Annotated in this window: 1 protein-coding gene; it reads left to right on the top strand. The window is 49.8% G+C overall.

Annotated features, from left to right (window positions below; genetic code table 11):
* Positions 1-140: 140 nt before the first annotated feature.
* On the top strand, positions 141-1,373 hold the full coding sequence (locus F6K13_RS32880) for an IS256 family transposase (protein ID WP_287289890.1): 1,233 nt from the start codon (positions 141-143) through the stop codon (positions 1,371-1,373).
* The last annotated feature ends 103 nt before the right edge of the window (positions 1,374-1,476 follow it).

Genomic DNA, 1,476 nt, shown 5'->3' with positions numbered 1-1,476 from the left:
GGATTAGGCTTCCTCTAGAAAATCGATTAATGTTTCTAAAAGGGCATACACGGCGGGAGGCTGAAGGGCATCTTCTAGAAGGGACTGTACGGAATTTTGTGTAAGCGATCTATCATCCATGTACATCAGGAGATCGCCCCATGGCCCGCAAGAAAAAAGAACCCAATCGTGTCGATGAGCTTCTAGACGAACTGCTAGCAGACTGTGCCACGCCCGAGGACATATTGGGTGAGTCCGGTCTAGCAAAACGGATCAAAAAACGGTTGGTCGAACGTGCGTTAGCCGGTGAACTGAATCACCATCTTCAATCGAGTCCAAACGACGAGCACCCTAAAAATAGCCGCAATGGCAGTTCAAAGAAAACGGTGCAATCGGAAGACGGAGAATTGGAACTCTCGATTCCTCGAGACCGAAACAGCAGCTTTGAGCCGATTCTGGTGCCTAAACACCAGCGCCGCCTGGCCGGTCTGGATGACAAAATACTGGCGCTGTATGCCCGAGGAATGAGCACCCGTGATATCAGTGCGCAACTCGAAGAATTGTATGGCGGCGCAACGATTTCAGCATCGGTGATCAGCGAAGTCATCGATACCGTTAGCGAGGATGTCAAAGCTTGGCAGTCCCGCCCCCTGGATGAGATTTACCCCATTGTCTATCTCGACGCCCTTTATGTGAATATCAAGGTCTCAGGTCGCGTCAGCAAACGAGCCGTCTATGTGGTTCTCGGCATCGACCGAGAGGGCGAGAAACAGCTCCTCGGTCTGTGGATCGGTGAAGCTGAAACCGAGGGAGCCAAATTTTGGTTGAAGGTGCTCACGGACCTTAAGAACAGGGGCTTGAAGGATATTCTGATTGCCTGTTGTGATGGCCTTAAAGGATTTCCCCAAGCCATCGAAGCGGTCTATCCCCAGACACAAGTGCAATTATGCATTGTCCATCTGATGCGTAACTGCATGAAGTATGTCCCCTGGAAAGACCGAAAAGCCGTGGCCAAGGACCTCAAGCCAATTTACCAAGCCGCCACCCTGGCGGAGTCAGAAGCGGCCCTTGATGCCTTTGCTGAGAAATGGGATGAGGCCTACCCAGCTATCAGCCAGATCTGGATCCGTCACTGGGAACATGTCATTCCTATTTTTGACTACCCAATGGAGATTCGTCGAGTGATTTACACCACCAATGCTATCGAATCCCTTAATCGCTCTTTGCGTAAGGTGATTAAGACCAAAGCGGTCTTTCCAGATGAAGCCGCTGTTTGCAGACTCATGTATCTGGCCATGAATAACATTGCGAAAAAATGGAATCGTCCAATTAAAAATTGGCGTGCCGCACTATCGCATTTTGCTATCCTGTTTCCAGAACGCTTCTCTCTCTAAACAAACAAGCGTTTACACAAAATTCAGATCACTCTCGATCGCACGTTCCGAGCGGGGACTACTACCGGTGATATACAGCTTCAAGATATACGGCTGTTGACTC

This window comes from Okeania sp. SIO2B9 (genome assembly GCF_010672505.1).
Lineage (GTDB): Bacteria > Cyanobacteriota > Cyanobacteriia > Cyanobacteriales > Microcoleaceae > Okeania > Okeania hirsuta.
The sequence above is the reverse complement of the archived record's forward strand: the minus strand, read 5'-3'. Positions and strand labels throughout refer to the sequence as shown.